We start from the raw sequence: 22,290 nt of genomic DNA, 5'->3' as shown, positions 1-22,290 counted from the left end.
CTTGGGCCGGGGCTGCGGTTCGGCGCGCTGCACGGCGTCAGGTGCGGAGCATGCGCGCGATCGCCTTCGTGGCCTCCTCGACCTTCGCGTCGATCTCGTCGCCGCCCTTGACGGCCGCGTCCGCGACGCAGTGCCGCAGGTGCTCCTCCAGGAGCTGCAGGGCGAAGGACTGGAGGGCCTTCGTGCCGGCGGAGACCTGGGTGAGTATGTCGATGCAGTAGACGTCCTCCTCGACCATGCGCTGCAGGCCGCGGATCTGCCCCTCGATGCGGCGCAGCCGCTTGAGGTGCTCGTCCTTCTGCTTGTGGTACCCGTGCGTCTGGTGCCCCGCGTGGTCCGCCGTCTGGGCGGAGCCGGAGGGCGCGTCGGTGGTCGTGGCCGCCGCGGCCGCCTCTGTGGTCGTCATCGCGTCCTCCTGTGCATACCCCTACTGGGTATAGGGTACTTGATTTCTCGGGTGGTGTGCTGATCACTGTGCCTGATGGGCGACACTGGGGTATGGCCGGTTAGCCGTGGCCAGATGATGCGCCTAGCATCAGCCTGACCGCATCCAAAGCACCCCGAGGACCCCACGTGCGATTTCGTCTGACCCCCAGGGAGACGAGCTTCTACGACATGTTCGCCGCATCCGCGGACAACATCGTCACGGGCTCGAAGCTCCTGATGGAACTGCTCGGGGCCGACGCCTCGGCCCGAGCCGAGATCGCAGAGCGTATGCGGGCCGCGGAACACGCGGGGGACGACGCGACGCATGCGATCTTCCACCAGCTGAACTCCTCGTTCATCACGCCGTTCGACCGCGAGGACATCTACTCCCTCGCGTCCTCGCTCGACGACATCATGGACTTCATGGAGGAGGCCGTCGACCTGGTCGTCCTGTACCAGGTCGAGGAGCTCCCCAAGGGCGTCGAGCAGCAGATCGAGGTCCTCGCCCGGGCCGCCGAGCTGACGGCCGAGGCCATGCCGCATCTGCGCACCATGGACAACCTCACCGAATACTGGATCGAGGTCAACCGCCTGGAGAACCAGGCCGACCAGATCCACCGCAAGCTGCTCGCCCACCTCTTCAACGGCAAGTACGACGCCATCGAGGTCCTGAAGCTCAAGCAGATCGTGGACGTCCTCGAAGAGGCCGCCGACGCGTTCGAGCACGTGGCGAACACCGTGGAGACCATCGCGGTCAAGGAGTCCTGAGTACCTTCATGGACACCTTCGCTCTGATCGTGACCATCGGCGTCGCGCTCGGCTTCACGTACACGAACGGCTTTCACGACTCCGCGAACGCCATCGCCACCTCCGTCTCCACCCGTGCCCTGACGCCCCGCGCGGCGCTCGCCATGGCCGCGGTGATGAACCTGGCCGGTGCCTTCCTGGGCAGCGGGATCGCCAAGACGGTCAGTGAGGGGCTCATCGAGACGCCGCACGGCACCAAGGGGATGTGGATCCTCTTCGCCGGTCTGGTCGGCGCGATCGTGTGGAACCTCGTCACCTGGTACTTCGGCCTCCCCTCGTCCTCCTCGCACGCGCTCTTCGGCGGTCTCGTGGGTGCCGCGCTCGCCGGTGGCATCGGGGTCATCTGGTCCGGCGTCGTCGAGAAGATCGTCATCCCGATGTTCCTGTCGCCGCTCGTCGGGCTCGTGGCGGGCTACCTCGTGATGTGCGCGATCATGTGGATGTTCCGCAAGGCCAATCCGCACAAGGCCAAGCGGGGCTTCCGGATCGCCCAGACCGTGTCGGCCGCCGGCATGGCGCTCGGGCACGGTCTTCAGGACGCGCAGAAGACGATGGGCATCGTGGTGATGGCCCTCGTCATCGCCGACGTCGAGAACCCGGGCGACCCGATTCCGGTCTGGGTGAAGATCTCCTGCGCGGTGATGCTGTCGCTCGGCACGTACGCCGGTGGCTGGCGGATCATGCGGACGCTCGGGCGGAAGATCATCGAGCTGGACCCGCCGCAGGGGTTCGCCGCGGAGACCACGGGCGCGGGGATCATGTTCACCACCGCCTTCATGTTCCACGCGCCGATCTCCACGACGCATGTGATCACCTCGGCGATCATGGGTGTGGGCGCCACGAAGCGCGTCAACGCCGTGCGCTGGGGTGTCGCCAAGAACATCATTCTCGGCTGGTTCATCACGATGCCCGCCGCCGCGATCGTCGCCGCGGTCAGCTTCTGGATCGTGAACCTGGCGTTCCTGTAGCCCCCTCCGTACGTCGTCGCCGTGCCGTGCGAGCACGCGGGCCCGCCCCCGGGAGCCAGGGGCGGGCCCTTTTGCGTCCCCCGCGGTGGCACCGCCATGCAGCACCGCGGGGAGTCGGGGCGGCCTAGCCGAAGCGGCCGGAAATGTAGTCCTCGGTGGCCTGGACGGACGGGTTGGAGAAGATCCGCTCGGTGTCGTCGATCTCGACGAGCTTGCCGGGCTGGCCGACCGCCGCGAGGTTGAAGAACGCCGTACGGTCCGAGACGCGGGCCGCCTGCTGCATGTTGTGCGTCACGATGACGATCGTGAAGCGCTCCTTCAGCTCGCCGATCAGGTCCTCGATGGCGAGGGTGGAGATCGGGTCGAGGGCCGAGCAGGGCTCGTCCATGAGCAGGACCTGCGGCTCCACCGCGATCGCCCGCGCGATGCACAGGCGCTGCTGCTGGCCGCCGGAGAGGCCGGAGCCGGGCTTGTTCAGGCGGTCCTTGACCTCGTTCCAGAGGTTGGCGCCCTTGAGGGACTTCTCGACGACGTCGTTCAGCTCGGACTTCTTGTACGAGCCGTTGAGCTTCAGGCCCGCCGCCACGTTGTCGTAGATCGACATCGTGGGGAACGGGTTGGGGCGCTGGAAGACCATGCCGATGGTGCGGCGGACGTTCACGGGGTCGACGCCCGAGCCGTACAGGTCGTCGCCGTCGAGGAGGACCTTGCCCTCCACGCGGCCGCCGGGCGTGACCTCGTGCATGCGGTTCAGGGTGCGCAGGAACGTGGACTTGCCGCAGCCGGAGGGGCCGATGAAGGCCGTCACCGAGCGGGGCTCGACGGTCATGGAGATGTCTTCGATCGCCTTGTGCGAGCCGTAGAAGGCGTTGAGGCCCGAGACGTCGATTCGCTTGGCCATGGGGATCACTGCTTTCGAGAGGGGCACTGCTGGTGGTCGCTTGAGGCCGCGTCAGCGACCGGTCTTCGGGGCCTTCCAGCGGGCGATGCCGCGGGCCACGAGATTGAGGATCATGATGAAGGCGATCAGGGTGAGGGCCGCTGCCCAGGCGCGGTCGTATCCGGCGTTCGTGCCGGACGCGTACTGCTGGTAGATGTACAGCGGCAGGGAGCCCTGGGGGCCGTCGAACGGGTTCGTGTTGATGAAGGGGTTCGTCCACACGAGCAGCAGCACGGGGGCGGTCTCACCCGCGATGCGGGCCACCGCCAGCATGACGCCGGTCGTGATGCCGCCGATCGCGGTGGGCAGGACCACCTTCAGGATGGTGCGCCACTTCGGTACGCCGAGGGCGAGCGAGGCCTCGCGCAGCTCGTTCGGGACGAGCTTCAGCATCTCCTCGGTGGAGCGCACGACCACCGGCATCATCAGGATCGACAGCGCCATGGCGCCGGCCCAGCCGGAGAAGTCGAAGCCCAGGATCAGGATCCAGAAGCTGAGGACGAACAGACCCGCGACGATGGACGGGATGCCCGTCATCACGTCGACGAAGAAGGTGACGGCCTTGGCGAGCTTGCCCCGCCCGTACTCGACGAGGTAGATCGCGGTGAGCAGACCGATCGGCACGGCGATCAGGCAGGCGAGCCCGACCTGCTCCAGGGTGCCGATGATGGCGTGGTAGATGCCGCCGCCGGCCTCGTCGTCGGCGACGACGCCCATGGAGTGGCTGAGGAAGTAGCCGTCGAGGACCTTCGCACCGCGCTTGACGGTCTCGTAGATCAGCGACGCGAGCGGGACCACGGCCAGCAGGAACATCACCCACACCACCGAGGTGGCGAGGCGGTCCTTGGCCTGGCGGGTGCCCTCCACGCGGGCCGCGAGGGCGTAGGAGACGCCGACGAAGAGCAGGGCCGCGATCAGGCCCCACTGCAGGCGGGAGCTCAGGTCCGCCGCGAGGCCGAGGCCGCAGGCGACGGCGAGGGAGCCGGCCGCGACGACGTAGGGCGTCCAGCGGGGCAGGCGCGCGGCCTTCAGACCGGCGGGCGCGGGCTTGACGGTGGTGGTGCTCATGCGTTGGCCCCCGAGTACTCCTTGCGGCGGGCGATGATCAGCCGGGCCGCGCCGTTGACAAGGAGGGTGAGAACGAAGAGGACGAGACCGGAGGCGATGAGGGCGTCCCGGCCGTACTCGCTGGCCTCACTGAACTTGCTGGCGATGTTCTGCGCGAACGTGCCGCCGCCGTAGTCGAGCACGGACGCCTGGATCACGAAGGTCGGGGAGAGCACGGTGGCCACGGCGATCGTCTCGCCGAGCGCGCGGCCGAGGCCCAGCATCGAGGCGGAGATGATGCCCGAGCGGCCGAAGGGGAGCACCGACATGCGGATGACCTCCCAGCGCGTGGCGCCGAGCGCGAGCGCGGCCTCCTCGTGCATCTTCGGGACCTGGAGGAAGACCTCGCGGCTCACGTTGGTGATGATCGGCAGGATCATGATCGCGAGCAGGATGCCGACGGTCATCAGCGAGCGCGGGGCGCCGCCCTCGTACTCGAAGACGCCGGTCCAGCCGAAGTAGTCGTCGAGCCAGCTGTAGAGGCCGGTGAGCTTCGGGGCGACCACGAGGGCGCCCCACAGGCCGTACACGATCGAGGGCACGGCGGCCAGCAGGTCGATCACGAAGGCGATGGGGGCGGCCAGCTTGCGCGGCGCGTAGTGCGAGATGAAGAGCGCGATGCCGATGGCCACGGGCACGGCGATGGCGAGCGCGATGATCGAGCTCACGATGGTGCCGAAGACCAGGACGGCGATGCCGAAGTAGGGCTTGCCGTCGTGCAGGGCGCCCGCGGGGTCCCACTCGAAGGTGGTGAGGAAGCTGCCCTCGTTGTCCGCGAGCGCGATGGACGCGCGGTAGGCGAGGAAGGCCGCGACGGCGGCCATGATCAGCAGCAGCGTGATGCCGGAGCCCCGCGAGAGCGTGAGGAAGATCCGGTCACCGGGGCGGGTGGCGCCGCGCGCGGTGCGCTTCTGCTCGGCGGTCGTGGGCTTGGCGTCCTCGACGTGCGAGGGCGGGGGAGGAGTGTCGGTGGGTATGTCCATGGGGTTCTCCGGTCTGCGGAACCGGCCGTGCGACGGGCGCGGGCGGCTCCAGGCGGCGGTGCACCGGACGGCGCGGCCCGCCGGGGAGGCGGGCCGCGCTCAGGTTCAGCTCAGGCCCTTGACGGTCTCGCGGACCTTGGTGATGATCTCGGCCGGCATCGGGGCGTAGGACTCGTCCTTGAGCACGGACTGGCCGTCCTCGCTGGCGATGTAGTTCAGGAAGGACTTCGTGGTGGCGAGGGTGTCCTTGTTGTTGTTCTTCTCGCAGACGATCTCGTACGTGACCAGGATGATCGGGTACGCGCCCTCGGCCGTGGGCTTGTAGTTCAGCTCCATGGCCATGTCCTTGCCCTTGCCGACGACCTTGGCCTCGGAGATGGCCTTGGAGGCGTTGTCGACGGTGGCCTTGACCGGCTCCTTGGCGTCCGTCTTGATGTCGACGGTCTTGATGCCTTCCTTGGCGTACGACAGCTCCATGTAGGAGATGGCGCCCTCGGTCTGCTTCACCTGCTGGGCGACGCCGGAGGAGCCGCTCGCGGACTGGCCGCCCTTGGCCGCCCAGATCTTGGCCGGCTCGTGCGGCCAGGCGGAGGGCGCGGCGCCCTTCAGGTACTTGGTGAAGTTGTCCGTGGTGCCGGACTCGTCGGAGCGGTGGAAGGCCTGGATCTTGGTGCTGGGGAGCTTGGCGTCCGGGTTGAGCTTCGCGATCGCCTTGTCGTCCCAGGTCTTGATCTTGTCGTTGAAGATGTCGGCGACGGTCTTGGCGTCCAGGGTGAGGCTGTCGACGCCCGGGACGTTGTAACCGATCGCGATCGGGCCGCCGACCATCGGCAGGTCGATGGCCTGGCTGTCCTTGCAGACCTTCTTCGACTTCTCGATCTCCTCCGGCTTCAGGGCCGAGTCGGAGCCCGCGAAGGCGGTCTGGCCCTGGAGGAAGGAGGTGATGCCGGCGCCGGAGCCGTCCGGCTTGTACTGCAGCTGCACGTCCTTGCAGGCCGCGCGGTACTGCTTGACCCAGGCGTCGATCGCGCCCTTCTGCGCGGACGAGCCGGAGGCCATGAGCTGGCCCTTGGCGCCCTCGCAGTCGATGTTGCTGTTGGCGGTGGTCTTCTTGCCGCCGTTGCTGCTGCCGTCGTCGTCCGAGCCGCACGCCGTGAGGGCCAGGGCGCCGGAGACGGCGAGAGCACCGAGGGTGAGGGCCCGCCGGTTCATGCGCTGAAGCTTCACTTTCGGGAGTTCCTTCCGGGAGCCGCCGGCCGTGTGGCTGGCCTGTCGTGGCGGCGTGCGAAGTGGTTCGGGTGGCCATGGTGGCCGGTGGTTCGAGCACGCGGGGCGGAGGCGGTCTGGCGATCTCGCCGCGCTTCGCGTAAGGCCGAAATTAGGCAGAACAGGTGAAGCCGCCGATGGGCGTAAGTGAACGAGCGGTGAACCTACGCGGACGTTGTGGTTAGGTCACGGCCTGATTACAGCGACAGGCGCGTGAAAGATCTGCCGGGCGCGCATTTGTCGGCGCACGCTGGGTAGTGCGCGCCCCTGCTGGGGGCGGGGCCGCAGGTGGCGGTGGGGTCAGCGCGCCCCGGGGGTGTGCGGGGCCGCAAGGAAGGCGTCGAGGAGCTCGCGGTCGCGGAGCTGGGTGAGGCGGGCGCGGGCCTCGTGCGGCGTGAGCCAGCGGATGCGGTCGACCTCGCGACCGGGCCGGAAGCAGCCGTCAGCGGCCTCGGCGGACCAGTAGTCGACGCACTTGGGGCGGCCGCCCACGGTGTAGTGGGCCGAGGGCAGCGGCGGTCCGGGCACGCAGCGGTGGCCCGTCTCCTCCTCGACCTCGCGCAGGGCGCAGGCGAGCGGGGTCTCGCCGGGCTTGAGCTTGCCCTTCGGATGGGACCAGTCGTCGTACTTGGGCCGGTGGACCAGGCAGATCTCCAGGCCCTCCGGGACGGTGCGGCGGCGCCACAGGACGCAGCCCGCCGCCCTGATCGGCTCCGGCGTCGGCAGTGCTGTCACGGGGCGCCCTCCCTCAGGCCGTCACGGTGCCGTGACCGCCTCCCGCAGCCACGCCTGCTGGAACGCGAACCTCGCCGCCTCCACCTCGTGGCGCTGGTCGGCGTGCAGGACGCCGAGCGCGTACGCCGTGGCCGGGGCGATGCGGGGGGTGCGCGCCGCCGAGGCCGCCGCCGCGGCGGCCTCGGCCGCCTCGCGGTGGCGGTTCAGGGCCGTGCCCGCCGCCGTGAGCCGGGCGTCCGGCGGGGCGTCGCCGAGGAGGACCTCCTGGGCGTAGCGGTGCAGCCGCAGCAGGGAGCGGACCTTCAGCCACGGGGCGTCCTGGGCCTCCGGGGCCGTGTCCGCGGCCAGGCCGTGGACGAGGGCCTCGGCGTTGTACGGGTGGCCCGCGCGGAGCAGGGGCAGCGCGGCCACCGCCTCCGTGAGGTGGGCCTCGGCCAGGGCTGCCAGCGGCTTCAGATCCGTGTCCGGGGCCGGGCGCAGGGGCACGTCACTGGCCATGACGGCGACGCTGTCGGCGACGGCGTGGAAGCGGGACGAGCCGAAGGCCTGGAGCGCGGCGGAGTGGGCCCGGGTGCGGGCCAGGGTCAGCTGCCGCTCCAGGAGGGCCGCGGCCTTGGCCGCGCCCACGGCCAGCTGGCCCGCGGGCTTCCTGGTGCCCTGTCTGGCCCGCGCCTCGCCGGTGCGGGGTGCCGGGGGCTGCGCCCAGCTCTCCCGTACGGAGGCGCGGCTGGGCGCGGCCGGTGTGGCGGGCACGGCCGGGGCCGGGGTCGACAGGCGGTGGAGCGCGCCCAGGAGCCGGTCCAGACGGGCCGCGTAGGCGTGCTCGCGCGCCAGCGTGCCCGAGAGCCAGGCCAGCTCCGGCCGGAGCCCCTCCGTCCACTCCTGGTCCAGGAGGGGCCGGAACGTGTGCAGCGTGGCGCCCACGCGGCGCGCCGCGCCCCGCAGCGAGCGGGCCGCGGCGAGCGACTCCTCGGCTCCCTGTGCGTCCGTGGAGGACTCGCGGTGCAGCCGCAGCGAGCGGAGGAATTCGGTCGCCTGGTCCTGCAGGTAGACCGACAGGGCCTCGCCCGCCGTCATCTCATGGTGTTGCTGTGCCACGCCGGCGCCTCCGGGCGTCTATGAGCATCTCCTGTACGTTCCGCAGGGGCTGGCCTTCCGGGTCCGTGGCGTGCCGCGTCCAGTTGCCGTCCGCCCCCAGGTGCCACGAGGCCGTGGTGTCCGACATGCCGGTCTCGAGGAGTCGGTTGAGGGTGGCCCGGTGGGCCGGGGCCATGACCCTCACCATCGCCTCGATGCGGCGGTCGAGATTGCGGTGCATCATGTCGGCGCTGCCGAACCACACCTCCGGTTCGCCGCCGTTGCCGAAGGCGAAGACCCGGGAGTGCTCCAGGAAGCGGCCGAGCACGGAGCGCACGCGTATGTTCTCGGAAAGCCCCGCGACGCCCGGCCGCACCGCGCAGATGCCGCGCACCCACACGTCGACGGTGACGCCCGCCTGCGAGGCGCGGTACAGCGCGTCGATGACGGCCTCGTCGACGATCGAGTTGACCTTGATGCGGACGTAGGCGGGGCGGCCCGCGCGGTGGTGCTGGACCTCCCGGTTGATGCGGGTGATCAGGCCGTCGCGCAGCGAGCGCGGGGCCACGAGCAGCCGCCGGTAGGTCTCGCGGCGCGAGTAGCCCGAGAGCCGGTTGAACAGGTCCGAGAGGTCCGCGCCGACTTCCTGGTTGGCCGTGAGCAGGCCCAGGTCCTCGTACAGGCGGGCGGTCTTGGGGTGGTAGTTGCCGGTGCCCACGTGCGAGTAGCGCACCAGCTGGTCGCCCTCCTGGCGGACGACGAGCGACAGCTTGCAGTGGGTCTTCAGGCCGACCAGGCCGTAGACGACGTGGCAGCCCGCCTCCTCCAGCTTGCGGGCCCACTTGATGTTGGCCTGCTCGTCGAAGCGGGCCTTGATCTCGACCAGGACGAGGACCTGCTTGCCGGACTCGGCGGCGTCGATGAGCGCGTCCACTATCGGCGAGTCGCCGGAGGTGCGGTACAGCGTCTGCTTGATGGCGAGCACGTTCTCGTCGGCGGCGGCCTGCTCCAGGAAGGCCTGCACGGACGTGGAGAACGAGTCGTAGGGGTGGTGCAGGAGCACGTCGTGGCCGCCGCGCAGCGCGGCGAAGATGTCGGGCGCGGACGCCGACTCGACCTCGGCGAGGTCCCGGTGGGTGCCCGCGACGAACTTGGGGTACTTCAGCTCGGGCCGGTCCAGGCCCGCGATGGCGAACAGACCGGTGAGGTCGAGCGGGCCCGGCAGCGGGTACACCTCGGCCTCGCTGATCTTCAGCTCGCGGACCAGCAGGTCGAGGACGTCCTTGTCGATGGACTCCTCGACCTCCAGGCGCACCGGCGGCCCGAAGCGGCGCCGCATGAGCTCCTTCTCCAGGGCCTGGAGCAGGTTCTCCGCGTCGTCCTCCTCCACCTCCAGGTCCTCGTTCCGGGTGAGCCGGAACATGTGGTGCTCCCGGATGTTCATCCCCGGGAACAGCTCCTGGAGGTGCTTGGGCGCGGCGATGACGTCCTCGATGGGGACGTACCGCTGCGGCGAGGCCTCCAGGAAGCGGGACAGGAGCGGCGGGACCTTGACGCGGGCGAAGTGCTCGTGGCCGCTGACCGGGTTCTCGATCACCACGGCGAGGTTCAGGGACAGGCCCGAGATGTACGGGAAGGGGTGCGCGGGGTCCACGGCCAGGGGGGTGAGCACCGGGAAGATGCGCTGCATGAACAGCGTGTAGAGCCGGGACTGCTCCTTGTCGGTGAGCTCGTGCCAGCGCACCACGTGGATGCCCTCGTCGGCGAGGGCGGGAGCGACCTCTTCCTGGTAGCAGGCGGCGTGCCGGGCCATGAGCTCGCGGGAGCGGTTCCAGATGAGCTCCAGGACCTCGCGGGGCTGGAGGCCGGAGGCCGAACGGGTGGCGACGCCGGTCGCGATGCGGCGCTTGAGGCCGGCGACCCGCACCATGAAGAACTCGTCCAGGTTCGAGGCGAAGATCGCCAGGAAGTTCGCCCGCTCCAGGAGCGGCGTTGTGGGGTCCTCGGCGAGCTCCAGGACGCGTTCGTTGAAGGCGAGCCAGCTGCGCTCCCGGTCCAGGAAGCGGCCCTGCGGCAGCGCGGCGCCGCCGTGGCCCGCCTGGGCGTCCTCGTCGTACGCGTCGAGGTCGGCGTCGAGGTCCGGATCGAGGTCGGAGACGGCGGCCGCGACCGTGTGATGCCGGTGCGCGGCGAGGGCGCCGACGGAGGGCTGGGCGTGCCGGACGCCGTCGGCGTCGGGGCTCGTGGCTTCGGTCTGCGCGGTGGGCTCGCTCATGGTCTTATTCTTCCGCGCGACACCCCCGGTGGGCGCGCCGGAGAGCGCGGGCGCGGGACGGACCCGGCCGTTGTGGCGCGCGCGGTCCTGCGCCGGTTCGGGCGCGGTGGGGGGCTGCATTGCCTGAGCGTCGCAAGCCTGTCTGAATCATTGGTTACGCCGACATGACGCCTGGGAGTGCGCATGGGGACTCCCAGGCGTCCGCGCGGCGCCCGCGGTCAGGGCGTTCGCCGCCGGGCGGCCGCCAAGTGACGCCCACCGCAGGGGCTTTGCGAGCACGGCCGGGGCTATGACTCCGTGCGGTACATCAGGTCCGTCTCGTGGGTGCTGAAGCCGAGGCGCTCGTAGACGTTCACCGCCGCCTTGTTGTCGGCGTCCACGTACAGCATCGCCGTGGGCAGGCCCGCCGCTGCCAGGTGGCGCAGGCCGATGGTGGTGAGGGCCTTGCCGAGGCCGCCGCCCTGGGCGGCAGGGCGCACGCCGAGGACGTAGACCTCGCCGAGCCGCTCCGCCGCGTGGGTCTTCGTCCAGTGGAAGCCGATCAGTTCGGCACCGGCGTCGGTGACGCGCTCGGCGAGGAAGAACCCGGACGGGTCGAACCACGACTCCGCCTTGCGGTCGTCGAGGTCCCGCTGCGTCAGGGCGCCCTGCTCCGGGTGGTGCGCGAAGGCCTCCGCGTTCACCGCGAGCCACGCCGCGTCGTCCGTACCGGGGACGAAGGCCCGTACGCGCACGCCCTCGGGCAGCTCCGGCTCGGCGAGGTCCAGGCCGTCGAGGGGCCGCCGCATCTGGCGCAGCTCGCGGAACAGGGTCAGGCCGAGCACCTGCGCGAGGTGCCGCGCGGCGGAGTGCCCGCCGTGCGCCCACACCCGCAGCCGCCTGCCGGACTCCGCGAGCAGCGCGGTGCCCAGCGCCCGCCCGTGCCCGTGGCCGCGCCGCGCCGGGTGCACCACCAGCTCGGCGGCCGGGGCCTCCACCGGGTCGTTGTCCTCCAGCTGCGCGTAGCCCACGAGTTCGCCGTCGACCGTCAGGAGCAGGTGCCGCACGCCTTCGCGGGCCCCTCCCCGCAGTTGGAGCCGCCCCTGCTCGGACACGGCCTGCTGTCCGTCGGTGCGCGCGGCGTCCGCGAGGAGCGCGAGCACGGCAGTGGCCTGATCGTCCGTGAGCACGTCGTACGCGTCGATCTCGCGGAGGGTGGCGGGGGTCCTGGCGGGCGTCTCGTCTGTCATGGATCCGAGGGTAAGTCGAAGGGTGGCGGCGGCACGACAGCGCCTGGGCGACGGTGAATGGCTATCAGGCTGTAACCACCGGGACTCTGTTGCGCTACGCGCGTTGACCATAGGCTTCCGCACGGCCCCAGTCGTCCACACCACCCCAGGGGAACACGTGTCAGCCACATCCCAGCCACGCAGGCAAAGGCGCAGAGCCGCCCGGGTGCTCGCCCTCACGGCGGGCCTCGCCACCGTCGGCGCGCTCGCCGCCGCGCTGCCCGCCGCCGCGGGCCAGGAGCAGGGTCAGGACCGGATGGCGGCCGCGGGGCACCACGGCCAGAAGCGCACGGTCGATGTGCAGCTGCTCTCCTTCAACGACTTCCACGGCAACCTCCAGGCGCCCGCGGGATCCTCGGGCCAGGTCACCGAGAAGCAGCCGGACGGCACGGAGAAGAAGATCGACGCGGGCGGCGCCGAGTATCTGGCGACCTCCCTGCGCGCGGCCCGCAAGGGCCACCCGTACTCGATCACCGCGGCGGCCGGTGACCTCATAGGCGCGAGCCCGCTGCTCTCCGGGCTCTTCCACGACGAGCCCAGCGTCGAGGCCCTGAACAAGATGGACCTCGACGTCTCCAGCGTCGGCAACCACGAGTTCGACGAGGGCGCCGAGGAACTGTCCCGCATCCAGAACGGCGGCTGTCACCCCAAGGACGGCTGCTACGAGAAGGACAAGCACGGCAAGGCCAAGGAGTTCAAGGGCGCCGACTTCCCCTACCTCACGGCGAACGTGACGAAGGAGAAGACCGGCAAGTCCCTCCTCAAGCCCTACTTCGTGTGGAAGCACAAGGGCGTGAAGATCGGCTTCATCGGTCTGACCCTGGAGGGCACCCCCGACATCGTCTCGGCCGACGGCATCAAGGGCCTGAAGTTCCACGACGAGGTCGAGACGATCAACAAGTACGCGAAGGTCCTCGACAAGCAGGGCGTGAAGTCGATCGTCACGCTCATCCACGAGGGCGGCTCCCCGGCCAGCCAGGCCTACAACTACGACTGCGACTCGCCGGGCGCGGGCGACGGCATCTCCGGCCCGATCGCCGCGATCGCCAAGAACGCCTCGCCCAAGGTCGACGCGTTCGTCACCGGCCACACGCACCAGGCGTACGTCTGCACCGTCCCCGACCCGGCGGGCAAGCCGCGCATGGTCACGTCGGCGTCCTCGTACGGGAAGCTCTACACCGACACCACGCTGACGTACGACCGCAAGACCAAGGACATCGTGCGCACCGGCGTGCTGCATTCATCTCCCAGGGCCGCCAACCACGTCGTCAGCCGCACGCAGCCCAAGGCCGCCGACATGACGCGCCTGATCGACCGCTGGAACAAGCTGGCCGCGCCGATCGCCGACAAGCCCGTCGGCTACATCTCCGGCGACATCCCCGGCCGCGGCGCCGGGACGCCCGAGTCGCCGCTCGGTGACCTCATCGCCGACGCCCAGCTCGCGCACGCCAAGTCCCTGGACCCGAAGGCCGCCGTGGCCCTGATGAATCCGGGCGGCATCCGCTCCGACCTCGTCCACAAGGCGAGCGGCGGCGAGGGCGACGGCGTCGTGACGTACGGCGAGGCCTTCACCGTGCAGCCCTTCGCCAACACCGTGAACCTCGTCGACCTCACCGGCGCGCAGCTCCTGACCGCCCTGCGCCAGCAGGTCAGCGGCCCGAACGAGGCCTCCCCGAAGATCCTCCAGATCTCCGAAGGGCTCACGTACACGCTGGACATGACGAAGACGGGGGCGGACCGGATCGTCACCGGCTCGGTGAAGCTGAACGGCGAGCCGCTGGACGCGAACGCCACCTACCGCGTCGCCCTGAACTCCTTCCTCGCGGGCGGCGGCGACGGCTTCGCCGAGCTGGGCAAGGGCACGAAGCCGCTGGTCGGCGCGGACGACCTGAAGGCGCTCAACGACTACTTCGCCGCGAACTCCTCGGCGGCCAAGCCGATCGCGCCGCCGAAGGCGAACCGGATCACGGTTGTGAAGTAGCTCTCCGGAGCAAAGCTTGGGGTGGGGTGTGAACGTATGGTGAGATCGAGCGATGCGTTCCCCCCACCGCATGGTCACAACAACCGATAGCAAAACCCCCCAACCCCCCATATCCGAGGCCGCGTCCCGGCCGAACCCGTACGACGAGCTGGCCGAACTCGCGCCGAACCCGCTGGACGACTTCCTTCGGGAAGACAGCGGATCCGCCGACGACGAGCCCTGGTCGCCCCCCAACCACCGGCGCGGCAGCCGTCGCCGTCGCAACCGGTTCGCCGGGCTCCCGTTCCTCGCGAAGACCCTCGTCGCGCTCGCCGTCGGCACCGCCTTCCTCGTCCTCGCCGACCGCTGGGCGCTCCTCTACGCCGAGCACGAGGCCGCCGACAAGCTGAAGGACCAGCTGAACCTCAGCGCGGCGCCCGAGGTCGACATCGAGGGCTTCCCCTTCCTCACCCAGGTCCTTGACCAGCGCCTCGACAAGGTCGAGGTCACCGTCCCCGACGTCGCCGCCGACCGCGTCTCGCTCGCGAAGGTCTCCGCGACCGCGACGGACGTCACCCTGAAGGGCGACGGGCCCACCTCCCTCACCGGCGCCGTCATCGACGAGATGCACGGCGAGGTGCTGCTCTCCTTCGACGACATGAACCGTGAACTCGGCGCCTCCCAGGTCACGTTCACCGGCCACGGCCGCGACCAGGTCCTCGCGCGCGGCACCCTGCCCGTCGCCGGGCACGACGTGAAGGTGCGGGCCGACGCCCACATCGAGCGCGTCGGCCGGCGCGGCGTGGCCACCGACATCGACCGGATGCGGCTCGACATCGGCGACCTGGCGACGTACCGGCCCGGAGCGCGGCCCTCCGAGGGGCTGCACCTGAGCCGGAAGTCCGCGGGCCGCGTGGCCGAGGAGTCGGGCCGGGCCAAGGCGCTCCTCGCGGTGCCCACGATCGCCCACCGCCTCGGGCTTCCCGACGCGGTGGTGCGCGAGGCGCTGCGCAGCGACGCCAAGCTCAACGACCTCACCGGGTCGCCGCGGTTCGTCGACGACGTGATGCGCCTGAACCTCCTGGACGTGGCCAGGGAGCACCCCGAGCTGCTCCGCCGCCTCGGCCTCGACCCCGCCCTCCTCAAGGGCCTCGACGGCCTCACCCGCCCCGTCCTCGTCGACCGTCTGTCACTCGCCTTCCAGCTGCCGGAACTGCCGGGGCAGGGGGTGGTGGGCCTGCGCGACGTCACGGTGCGCCGGGACGGGATCAGGGCGGCGGTGGAGGGCTACGACATCGGCTTCGGGTAGGTCCCGGCCCGGTCCGGTCGGCTGCCCCCCCCGCCCGGGGCGGTGGCTCAGCCCAGGGCGAGGGTCGGGCCCGGGAAGGCGTCCCGGAGCTTCCTGTCGTGGCTGACCACGACCACCGTGCCCGCGTAGGCCGCGAGTGCCGCCTCCAGTTCCTCCACCAGGGCCGGGGCCAGGTGGTTCGTCGGCTCGTCGAGAAGGAGCAGGTCGTACGGTTCGCTGACCAGGCGGGCCAGTTCGAGCCGCCGCCGCTGCCCGGTGGACAGGTCGCGGACGGGCCGGGTCAGGTCCCGCTCCCGGAAGAGCCCGAGCGCGAGCAGTTCGTCGGCGCGGTCGGCGCCGAACGCGGCGAGCACCGAGCGCGTCTCCCCGAGCCGGGCCGGCGGCTCCTCGACCTGGCGCAGCAGCCCGGCCCGCGCGGGCCTGCGCACCGTGGCGCCCGGCTCGGGTTCCAGCTCTCCCGCGAGCACGCGCAGGAGCGTGGACTTGCCCGCGCCGTTGGGACCGGTGACCAGGAGGCGTCCGCCCGCGGGCACGTGCAGGGAGCCGAGCGCGAGCCGCCCCGGCACGCGCACGTCGGCGAGCTCGACGGCGCGGTCCGCGGCCCCGGCGATGGCCGCGGTGAACCGCAGGGGCTCGGCCGGGCGGGGCGCGGGGTGCGCGGCGAGCCGCGCGAGGCGTTCGCGCGCGTCGCGGATGCGGCTCATCGCGCCGTGCGCCCGCGACCGGGCGCGGAAGGCCCCCGCGCCGCTGAACGCCGCCGGCGCCTTGCGCGGAATCGCGTCGAGCCGCCCGATGTGCGAGTCGGCGAGGCGCGACTGGCGGGCCACCTCGGCGCGCCACTGTTCGTACTCCCGCTCCCGCCGGGCCCGTTCGGCGGCCTTGGCGGTCAGATGGCCCGCGTAGCCGTCGCCGTAGCGGCGTACGGAACGTGTCTCGTGGTCGACCTCCAGGACGGTGTCGGTGACGCGGTCGAGGAACGTCCGGTCGTGGGTGACGGCGACGAGCGTGCCCCGGTGGGCGCGCAGCCGTTCCTCCAGCCAGCCGACGGCCTCGTCGTCGAGGTCGTTGGTGGGCTCGTCGAGCAGCAGCAGCTCGGGCGCGGCGGCGAGCGTGGCGGCCAGGGCGAGTCGGGAGCGCTGCCCGCCGGAGAGCGTGCCGAGCCGCCGTGCGCGGTCCAGGGCGGTGTGCTCGCCCAGGTGCCGCAGGGCGATGTCGACGCGCCGGTCCGCGCCGTGGCCGCCGCGGGCCTCGAACTCCTCGACGAGCGCGGCGTACTCCTCGTACGAGGCCGGTGCGCGCTCGTCGAGCCGGGCTCCGGCGGCCTCGATGCGCCGCTCCAGCGCGCGGAGTTCGGCCAGGGCGAGGTCGACGGCGTCGCCGACGCGGGCCGAGCCCGGCAGGCCGAGGGTCTGCGCGAGGTGCCCGACGCCGCCCGGCGCGACCACGGTCACCGTGCCGTTGTCGGGCCGCTCCACCCCGGCGAGGAGCCGGAGGAGGGTGGACTTGCCGGAGCCGTTGTCCCCGATGACTCCGGCCTTCTCGCCCGGCCGGACGCTGAACGAGACGCGGTCGAGGACCACGTGGTCCGGATAGCGCTTGGTGACGTCGGTGAGCGTGAGCTGCGAGGCGGCGGTGCGGGCGGCGGGTGCTGCGGTTGCACGGAACAAATGAGGCTTCTTTCGTGGACGACAGAATCAGTGGGGCGAGTCGAGCGAATTGCCGAGACGAGACGTACCGTCTCGGCAATGACCTCACCATAACTCCCCTGCGGCGATATGGCAAGACGTCGCGTCTCGTCAGTTGTCCGTGCAGGTCAGGGCGCGGCAGGCGGTGGCGTGGGCGCGCCGGGAAGCGTGACGGTCGCCACCGTGCCTGTGGTGGGCGCCGGGCCGAGTGTCACCTCGCCGCCCGACTGGCGGACCGTGCGGGCCACGATGGACAGGCCGAGGCCGGAGCCGGGCAGGCTGCGGGCCGTGGGGGAGCGCCAGAAGCGGTCGAAGACGTAGGGCAGTTCGTCCGCCGGGATGCCGGGGCCGTGGTCCCGCACGGTAAGGACGCCCTGCTTCAGGGCGACTTCGATGGCCGTGCCCGCGGGGCCGAACTTCACCGCGTTGTCCAGGATGTTCACGATGGCCCGCTCCAGGGCGGGCGGCTCCGCGCGGACGTACCACGGCGTGAGGTCCGCCTCGAAGGCCAGCTCGGGGCCGCGCAGACGGGCCCGCCGCAACGCCGTGTCCACCACCTCGTGCAGGGCGACGACCTGCACCTTGCTCTCGCCCGCCGCGTCCGGGCGCGACAGCTCCTGGAGGTCTCCGATGAGCGAGGCCAGCTCCGTCATCTGCGCCTTGACCGACGCCAGCAGCGCCTTGCGGTCGTCGGGCGGGATGGCGCGGCCGGTCTCCTCGCTGCGGGCCAGGAGCTCGATGTTCGTACGCAGCGACGTGAGCGGCGTGCGCAGCTCGTGCCCCGCGTCGGCGATCAGCTGCTGCTGGAGGTCGCGGGACGAGGCGAGGGCCGACGTCATCGCGTTGAACGACCGGGAGAGCCGGGCGATCTCGTCGTCGCTGGCCCCGTCCGTCGGGAGGCGCAGACTCAGGTCCTCGGTACGGGCCACGTGCTCGACGGCGGCCGTCAGCTCGTCCACCGGGCGCAGGCCGGTCCGCGCGACCCACAGGCCCGCGGCACCCGCGCCGACCACGCCCACGCCCGCCACCAGGGACAGCACGAGGACGAGGTTGCTCAGGGTGTCCTGGACCTCGTTGAGGGGGCGGGCGATGGAGATCGCCAGGGGCTGTCCGGGCATCGGGTAGGTGTAGACCCGGTACTTCATCCCGTCGGACGTGGTGGCGTCGTGGAAGGACTCCTCACGCTCGCGCAGTGCGACCTGGGTGTCCGACTTCTTCAGCTGGAGGGTGATGCTCGGGCGGCCGAGGACGATGCAGGCGTTGCCGTCCTGGTCGACCACTTGGATGATCTGCTGGTACAGGTCCGGAGAGTTGGGCCGTCCCACGGTCGCGCGCCCGCACCGCCCGGTGTTGTTGTCGATCAGGGCGCGCACCGAGTCGTCGAGCGAGGTGCTGCGGCGCTCGCTCAGCGCGTCGTCCAGCGAGCTGACCAGCACGTTGCGCACCACGAACCAGCACGCCACCGCCGCCGCGGCGACCGCGAGCGCCACCGCCGCCGTCACGAGCAGCGCGAGCCGCGAGCGCAGCGGCAGCGCCTTCAGACGGCTCGGCAGGCCCCTCACTCGCGTCCGCCGGTCCCCGCGGCGTCCGCGCGCAGCACGTACCCCACGCCCCGCACCGTGTGCACCAGGCGCGGCTCGCCGCCGCCCTCCGTCTTGCGGCGCAGGTACATGACGTACACGTCGAGGGAGTTGGACGACGGCTCGAAGTCGAAGCCCCACACCGCCTTCAGGATCTGCTCCCGGGTGAGGACCTGGCGCGGGTGCGCGAGGAACATCTCCAGGAGCGTGAACTCCGTGCGGGTCAGCTCCACCGTGCGCGCGCCGCGCGTCACCTCGCGGGTTGCCAGGTCCATCCGCAGATCGGCGAAGGAGAGCACCTCGCTCTCCGTCGCCTGCCCGGCGGCCGCCGCGTACGAGCTGCGCCGCAGCAGGGCGCGGATGCGGGCGAAGAGCTCGTCCAGCTCGAAGGGCTTGACCAGGTAGTCGTCCGCCCCGGCGTCCAGGCCCGAGACGCGGTCGCCGACCGTGTCGCGGGCGGTGAGCATCAGGATCGGCGTCGTGGAGCCGGTGGCACGGAGCCTGCGGGCGGCCGTGAGGCCGTCCATGCGGGGCATCTGGATGTCGAGCACGACGAGGTCGGGGTGGTACGCGGCCGCCTTCTCCAGGGCGTCCGCGCCGTCCACGGCGACCTCGGTGCCGTAGCCCTCGAAGGCGAGGCTGCGCTGGAGCGCCTCGCGTACGGCGGGCTCGTCGTCCACGATCAGGATCCGCTGCGGGTCGCCTTCGGCGGGGCTCATGGGTGTTCGTCTTCCTCGGGGTGTACGGGGCGGTCGGGGCCGGTATCAGCGTCGCACGGCCCTCGCGGGTGGCGCCCCAGACCCGCCCCTTCCCGATTCCTGGGGGCTCCGCCCCCAGACCCCCGCTCCTCAAACGCCGGAGGGGCTGACATGCGGCCGCAACCGGCGACATTCTCAGCCCGTCCGGCGTTTGAGGACGAGGCGCGAAGCGCCGAAGAGCGGGGGCACGGGGGCGCGGCCCCCGGGATCGGGAAGGGGCGGGCCTGGGGCGCCCCGCGAGGGCTCAGCCGTCCGCCCCGGACCTCAGCTTCGCCAGGTCCGCCTTCACCGTGTTGACGGGGATCGCGAAGCCGAGCCCGACGCTGCCGGAGTCGCCGGAGCCACCGGCCCCACCGCTGCCCGAACTCGGCGCGTACATCGCGGAGTTGATCCCGACGATGTTCCCGTTCATGTCGATGAGGGCGCCCCCGGAGTTCCCGGGGTTGAGCGAGGCATCGGTCTGCAGGGCCTTGTACGTCGTCTTCGACGACCCCGTGTCGCCGTTGAACTCCTGGCCGCCGAACTCGAAGGGCCAGCCCCCGCCGGGCCCCTGCTGCTCCTGGCCGCCGCCCTTGCCGGGGTCCGCGGACACGGTCACGTCGCGGTCGAGCGCGGAGATGATGCCGCTGGTGACGGTCCCGGTCAGGCCCTCGGGCGAGCCGATGGCGACGACCTCGTCGCCGACCTGCACCTTGTCGGAGTCACCGAGGCTCGCGGCCTTCAGGCCCGAGGCGCCCTCCAGCTTGATGAGCGCGAGGTCCTTCTTGCTGTCGGTGCCCACGGTCTTGGCCCGGTACGTCTTGCCGTCGCTGGTCCGCACCGTGATGGAGGTGGCGCCGGAGATGACGTGGTTGTTGGTGATGATCTCGCCGTCGGAGGTGATGATCACGCCGGAGCCGGTGGACTTGCCCGCGTTGCCGCTGGCGTTGATCTCGACGGTGCTGGGCGTCACGGCGGCGGCGACGCCGGAGACGGTGCCCTTGCTGCCCGCGGAGACGCTCGTGCCGTTGATGTTCTTCGCGCCGGTTCCGCCGTCGCCGCCGGTGAGGGTCTGGACGGCGTAGGCGGTGCCGCCGCCGACGGCCGCGGCGGCGAGGGCGACCGCGGCGAGCAGGGCGGCGGGCCCCTTGGCCCGGCGCCGGTGCGCGGCCGCGGGCACCCCGGCGGGCTCCGGCTCGTAGGCGGGCGGGGGCGGGTACGCGCCCTGCGTACCGCCGTGGTGCCCAGGGGAGGACTGCTCCTTGTGGTACGCGCCGCTGTGGCGGAAGCTCTCGGTCATGTACCTGAGCATCACGGCCGTAGATGAGAGCCCTCTGAGCACGCCCTGAGAAGCCCGGCAGAACCCCGTTTGCCCGACATAAAGGCCGTGCGGTCGAGGCCCCGCGCCCGCCGGGGGCGCGGGCCGGGCGTCACAGGTCGCGGTTGCGCTCGTCGCTGGCGAAGAAGAAGCCGAAGGCCGCGCTGGCGAGGGCCACCACGGGGGTGAAGACGAGGCTCATCTCGCGGTAGTTGTCGGCCTTGAAGTGCGTCCAGTGGCCGAAGACCAGGGCGAGGCTGGGGACCACCGCCAGGACGCAGACGAGCCAGAAGAGCCCCAGGGCCAGCACGCGCCGGGTCTCGTTCATGTGCCGCTGCTTGCTGATCTTGAGCCAGTGATCGGTGTCGAGGCCGGCGGGGGAGGGCGGCAGGTCCTCGACGAGGGCGGGCGGCGCGGCCTCGGCGGTGCGTCCGGCCCCGGGGTCGCCGGGCTGGACGTGGTCGCGCAGGAAGCCGAGGTCGAGCCCCTCGGGGGAGGGCGGCTCGGTCTCGGTCAGGTCGTCACCGGGTCCGGTCGTCACGGCACCCTCCCGCCCGGGGCGTGCGGGGGGACGGCTCCGGCGGTGCCTCCGGGGCGCGGGGGAGCGGCGGTACCGGCCGCCACGTCGTTGCGTCCGTCAACGGTTGCTCGTCCTCCAGGGTCGGGGGCGGTGCCGCCGCCGGCACCGCCCGCCGTCGCGTTACTCGTGTACGGGGCACCCCTGATCCCCCGCACAGCAGGGTTCCACCGGGAGGGGAGGGCCGATGCGGCAGATCTCGCCGTCCGGCAGGGGCAGTTCATCCTCGCGCAGCAGCACCTCGATCCCGAGGCCGGGGTCTTCGTCGTCCGCCTCTATGAACTCCCCGAAGGGCTCGGGGAGTTCGGGCACCTCGGTGAGCTGCTGCTCGTTGTGCCACTCGCGGTAGGGCGTAAGGTGGCCCACCTTCGTCGCGCAGCAGAGCTGCACGGTCACGTGCCGGGCCTGCCTGCGCGCCCCGCGCGCAGGTGTCGGCTCATTCATCCCGTGCCGCCCCCTCCAGTGATCGCCCTGTGGGCGAGGGGGCCGGGCCGCAGCTCAGGACCCCAAGCTTCACCTGAGCGAGGCTACCACACTGTGTGTGATCTTTTTCAACATTTGAACCACACGCCATGTAGATCTGATGCACACTGGGTATGTATCACAAGCGCATCGAGTACGGATTTGCTTGACACGATGTGCGCGGAAGGGCACCATGGAAGGCACGCGTTCCGACGAGCACGGCTGGGAGGAGCAAGTCATGGGTGCGTTCATCGGTCGTTTATGGGCCCCGTGAGATCCAGCGCGTATACCGGTGGGACCGCCGGTGTCGGCACGCGCTGATCTGGGTTTCTGGCGCACGGAGTGCGTCGGCGCGGACCCGTGAGGGGCAGTGCCCATATCCGCAGCGCCGGGGTCGGCCCCGGATGCTTGCGATCGCTCGGGGAGCGTTCAGGCGATTTCCTGGACAGAGCTGCCCGGCCGCCGTGTGTCCGGAGCTCCCGCGACATCTTTGCTTACTGAGGTTCTGAGGGGAACTGGCATGCCTGCTGACAACACGACCGAGACGCCCACCACGGCGGCAGACACTCAAATCACCCGCCTCAGCGTGAACATCAACGCGGAGACGGCAGCCAAGCTCCGCTGGTACAAGGAACAGAAGGGCATCTCGATCACCGAGACCGTCCGGCGAGCCGTGGCTCTCCTGGATCTCGTGGAGCGAGAGTCGGCAGGCGGCAATGAGGTCCTGCTCAAGTCCCGTGACGGCAAGTCGGTCCGCCAGCTCTGGCTGGTCTGACCCGCGATCCCGGCGCCCGCTCCCCTGAGCGGCCA

The 22,290-nt window shown here is 71.2% G+C and carries 20 protein-coding genes; 5 read left to right on the top strand and 15 right to left on the bottom strand.

What is annotated here, in order from left to right:
* Positions 1 to 37 precede the first annotated feature (37 nt).
* Positions 38 to 406 (bottom strand): metal-sensitive transcriptional regulator, encoded by a 369-nt coding sequence (locus MQV74_RS20040; protein WP_138960491.1) that lies wholly within the window; start codon positions 404 to 406, stop codon positions 38 to 40.
* Between the two features lie 167 nt (positions 407 to 573).
* Between MQV74_RS20040 and MQV74_RS20035 the strand changes: the two genes are divergently transcribed.
* Together MQV74_RS20035 and MQV74_RS20030 are read left to right on the top strand one after the other, a co-directional pair.
* Positions 574 to 1,194: a DUF47 domain-containing protein gene (locus MQV74_RS20035; RefSeq protein WP_016644813.1), complete on the top strand. Its 621-nt coding sequence runs from the start codon at positions 574 to 576 to the stop codon at positions 1,192 to 1,194.
* An 8-nt stretch (positions 1,195 to 1,202) separates the two neighbouring features.
* Positions 1,203 to 2,201 carry an inorganic phosphate transporter gene (locus tag MQV74_RS20030; protein WP_242719610.1) on the top strand — a complete coding sequence of 333 codons (999 nt, stop codon included), beginning with the start codon at positions 1,203 to 1,205 and terminating at the stop codon, positions 2,199 to 2,201.
* A gap of 124 nt (positions 2,202 to 2,325) precedes the next feature.
* Here the strand turns inward: MQV74_RS20030 and pstB are convergent, their stop codons facing one another.
* From pstB to mshD, 8 genes are all read right to left on the bottom strand, one after another.
* Complete coding sequence (gene pstB, locus MQV74_RS20025; RefSeq protein WP_138960489.1) at positions 2,326 to 3,102, bottom strand: phosphate ABC transporter ATP-binding protein PstB; 777 nt, start codon at positions 3,100 to 3,102, stop codon at positions 2,326 to 2,328.
* Positions 3,103 to 3,153: 51 nt separating this feature from the next.
* Positions 3,154 to 4,209: a phosphate ABC transporter permease PstA gene (gene pstA / locus MQV74_RS20020; RefSeq protein WP_242719608.1), complete on the bottom strand. Its 1,056-nt coding sequence runs from the start codon at positions 4,207 to 4,209 to the stop codon at positions 3,154 to 3,156.
* Positions 4,206 to 5,231 (bottom strand): phosphate ABC transporter permease subunit PstC, encoded by a 1,026-nt coding sequence (pstC, locus tag MQV74_RS20015; protein ID WP_242719606.1) that lies wholly within the window; start codon positions 5,229 to 5,231, stop codon positions 4,206 to 4,208. The genes pstA and pstC overlap by 4 nt, the downstream gene beginning before the upstream one ends.
* Positions 5,232 to 5,336: 105 nt before the next feature.
* Positions 5,337 to 6,458 (bottom strand): phosphate ABC transporter substrate-binding protein PstS, encoded by a 1,122-nt coding sequence (gene pstS / locus MQV74_RS20010; protein WP_242719604.1) that lies wholly within the window; start codon positions 6,456 to 6,458, stop codon positions 5,337 to 5,339.
* A gap of 339 nt (positions 6,459 to 6,797) precedes the next feature.
* The gene (locus tag MQV74_RS20005; protein ID WP_374120653.1) at positions 6,798 to 7,232 is read right to left on the bottom strand and encodes an NUDIX hydrolase; all 435 of its coding nucleotides are present in this window, start codon (positions 7,230 to 7,232) and stop codon (positions 6,798 to 6,800) included.
* Between the two features lie 21 nt (positions 7,233 to 7,253).
* Complete coding sequence (locus MQV74_RS20000; RefSeq protein WP_374120652.1) at positions 7,254 to 8,330, bottom strand: CHAD domain-containing protein; 1,077 nt, start codon at positions 8,328 to 8,330, stop codon at positions 7,254 to 7,256.
* On the bottom strand, positions 8,311 to 10,584 hold the full coding sequence (locus MQV74_RS19995) for an RNA degradosome polyphosphate kinase (protein ID WP_242719603.1): 2,274 nt from the start codon (positions 10,582 to 10,584) through the stop codon (positions 8,311 to 8,313). Before MQV74_RS19995 ends, MQV74_RS20000 begins: the two co-directional genes overlap by 20 nt.
* Positions 10,585 to 10,871: 287 nt before the next feature.
* Positions 10,872 to 11,813 carry a mycothiol synthase gene (mshD, locus tag MQV74_RS19990; protein WP_242719601.1) on the bottom strand — a complete coding sequence of 314 codons (942 nt, stop codon included), beginning with the start codon at positions 11,811 to 11,813 and terminating at the stop codon, positions 10,872 to 10,874.
* Between the two features lie 157 nt (positions 11,814 to 11,970).
* On the opposite strand from mshD, the gene MQV74_RS19985 reads away from it, so the two are divergent.
* Both MQV74_RS19985 and MQV74_RS19980 read left to right on the top strand, forming a co-directional pair.
* Positions 11,971 to 13,833 (top strand): bifunctional metallophosphatase/5'-nucleotidase, encoded by a 1,863-nt coding sequence (locus MQV74_RS19985; protein WP_242719599.1) that lies wholly within the window; start codon positions 11,971 to 11,973, stop codon positions 13,831 to 13,833.
* Positions 13,834 to 13,885: 52 nt separating this feature from the next.
* Complete coding sequence (locus tag MQV74_RS19980) at positions 13,886 to 15,121, top strand: LmeA family phospholipid-binding protein (protein ID WP_374120651.1); 1,236 nt, start codon at positions 13,886 to 13,888, stop codon at positions 15,119 to 15,121.
* 47 nt (positions 15,122 to 15,168) lie between these two features.
* Here MQV74_RS19980 and abc-f read toward each other — a convergent pair whose 3' ends face one another.
* The 6 genes from abc-f to MQV74_RS19950 form a co-directional block, all read right to left on the bottom strand.
* Positions 15,169 to 16,788, bottom strand: coding sequence for a ribosomal protection-like ABC-F family protein (gene abc-f / locus MQV74_RS19975; protein ID WP_242719595.1), 1,620 nt, complete (start codon positions 16,786 to 16,788; stop codon positions 15,169 to 15,171).
* Between the two features lie 146 nt (positions 16,789 to 16,934).
* Entirely contained in the window at positions 16,935 to 18,368 is a 1,434-nt protein-coding gene (locus MQV74_RS19970) for a HAMP domain-containing sensor histidine kinase (protein WP_242719592.1), read from the bottom strand.
* The gene (locus MQV74_RS19965) at positions 18,365 to 19,105 is read right to left on the bottom strand and encodes a response regulator transcription factor (RefSeq protein ID WP_242719591.1); all 741 of its coding nucleotides are present in this window, start codon (positions 19,103 to 19,105) and stop codon (positions 18,365 to 18,367) included. The genes MQV74_RS19970 and MQV74_RS19965 overlap by 4 nt, the downstream gene beginning before the upstream one ends.
* Before the next feature lie 283 nt (positions 19,106 to 19,388).
* Positions 19,389 to 20,423 carry a S1C family serine protease gene (locus MQV74_RS19960; protein ID WP_242719589.1) on the bottom strand — a complete coding sequence of 345 codons (1,035 nt, stop codon included), beginning with the start codon at positions 20,421 to 20,423 and terminating at the stop codon, positions 19,389 to 19,391.
* A gap of 130 nt (positions 20,424 to 20,553) precedes the next feature.
* Entirely contained in the window at positions 20,554 to 20,982 is a 429-nt protein-coding gene (locus MQV74_RS19955; RefSeq protein ID WP_242719587.1) for a hypothetical protein, read from the bottom strand.
* 159 nt (positions 20,983 to 21,141) lie between these two features.
* Positions 21,142 to 21,462 (bottom strand): hypothetical protein, encoded by a 321-nt coding sequence (locus MQV74_RS19950; protein ID WP_242719585.1) that lies wholly within the window; start codon positions 21,460 to 21,462, stop codon positions 21,142 to 21,144.
* A 538-nt stretch (positions 21,463 to 22,000) separates the two neighbouring features.
* Here MQV74_RS19950 and MQV74_RS19945 point away from each other — a divergent pair.
* On the top strand, positions 22,001 to 22,255 hold the full coding sequence (locus tag MQV74_RS19945; protein ID WP_242719583.1) for a hypothetical protein: 255 nt from the start codon (positions 22,001 to 22,003) through the stop codon (positions 22,253 to 22,255).
* Positions 22,256 to 22,290 lie beyond the last annotated feature (35 nt).

Source organism: Streptomyces sp. AN091965, from assembly GCF_022698285.1.
In the GTDB taxonomy this organism is placed as follows: domain Bacteria; phylum Actinomycetota; class Actinomycetes; order Streptomycetales; family Streptomycetaceae; genus Streptomyces.
Note: the sequence above shows the minus strand (reverse complement) of the source record. Positions and strands in the feature narration are given on the sequence as shown.

What these genes read in the sequence shown, in the direction of transcription:
- MQV74_RS20040 (WP_138960491.1), bottom strand. Translation starts at nt 406, where the DNA reads ATGACGACCACAGAGGCGGCCGCGGCGGCCACGACCACCGACGCGCCC.
- MQV74_RS20030 (WP_242719610.1), top strand. Translation starts at nt 1,203, where the DNA reads ATGGACACCTTCGCTCTGATCGTGACCATCGGCGTCGCGCTCGGCTTC.
- pstB (WP_138960489.1), bottom strand. Translation starts at nt 3,102, where the DNA reads ATGGCCAAGCGAATCGACGTCTCGGGCCTCAACGCCTTCTACGGCTCG.
- pstA (WP_242719608.1), bottom strand. Translation starts at nt 4,209, where the DNA reads ATGAGCACCACCACCGTCAAGCCCGCGCCCGCCGGTCTGAAGGCCGCG.
- pstC (WP_242719606.1), bottom strand. Translation starts at nt 5,231, where the DNA reads ATGGACATACCCACCGACACTCCTCCCCCGCCCTCGCACGTCGAGGAC.
- MQV74_RS19995 (WP_242719603.1), bottom strand. Translation starts at nt 10,584, where the DNA reads ATGAGCGAGCCCACCGCGCAGACCGAAGCCACGAGCCCCGACGCCGAC.
- mshD (WP_242719601.1), bottom strand. Translation starts at nt 11,813, where the DNA reads ATGACAGACGAGACGCCCGCCAGGACCCCCGCCACCCTCCGCGAGATC.
- MQV74_RS19980 (WP_374120651.1), top strand. Translation starts at nt 13,886, where the DNA reads ATGCGTTCCCCCCACCGCATGGTCACAACAACCGATAGCAAAACCCCC.
- MQV74_RS19965 (WP_242719591.1), bottom strand. Translation starts at nt 19,105, where the DNA reads ATGAGCCCCGCCGAAGGCGACCCGCAGCGGATCCTGATCGTGGACGAC.
- MQV74_RS19960 (WP_242719589.1), bottom strand. Translation starts at nt 20,423, where the DNA reads ATGACCGAGAGCTTCCGCCACAGCGGCGCGTACCACAAGGAGCAGTCC.
- MQV74_RS19950 (WP_242719585.1), bottom strand. Translation starts at nt 21,462, where the DNA reads ATGAATGAGCCGACACCTGCGCGCGGGGCGCGCAGGCAGGCCCGGCAC.
- MQV74_RS19945 (WP_242719583.1), top strand. Translation starts at nt 22,001, where the DNA reads ATGCCTGCTGACAACACGACCGAGACGCCCACCACGGCGGCAGACACT.